Genomic DNA, 473 nt, shown 5'->3' with positions numbered 1-473 from the left:
AAAAACGAATACAAGCTTTAGAGAAACAAGTTAAACAGCTGCAAAGTGATAATCAGTTATTAAAAAAAGCTTCAGCCTTCTTCGCAATGGAAATGACAAGCGGCAACAAATAGCGTTAATGTTGAAGAAGGCAGGAAATAAACTATCTCAAATCTGCCGATGTTTATTAGTGTCGCCCAGTACTTTTTATTATCGAACTAAACATCGTGCATTTAAATTGATTAATACTAGGCTTGAAATAGCCATGAAATCAATTCATAACGAAATGGATGGCATATATGGAAAAAGAAGAATGCTCGTTGAACTGATTAAAAAAGGGTTTAAGCTTGGTTTAGATAAGGTCAGACGCTTAATGAAGAAATTAGGTCTCGTTGCAAAAAGACCGAAACAACATGTCTATCCTAGCGGTGGTAAATCGTCGACACTTGCACCAAACCATTTAAATCGACAATTTAATCCTGCGACAATTAATC

The 473-nt window shown here is 35.3% G+C and carries 1 protein-coding gene; it reads left to right on the top strand.

Going from position 1 to position 473, the window contains the following annotated elements:
- Window positions 1-244 precede the first annotated feature (244 nt).
- The coding region (locus GQ589_RS12345; protein ID WP_237399242.1) for an IS3 family transposase at window positions 245-473 on the top strand (229 nt) is incomplete at its 3' end.

The organism is Gilliamella sp. Pas-s27 (assembly GCF_009795865.1).
GTDB lineage: Bacteria > Pseudomonadota > Gammaproteobacteria > Enterobacterales > Orbaceae > Gilliamella.
This window is presented reverse-complemented; position numbering and strand designations above follow the sequence as displayed.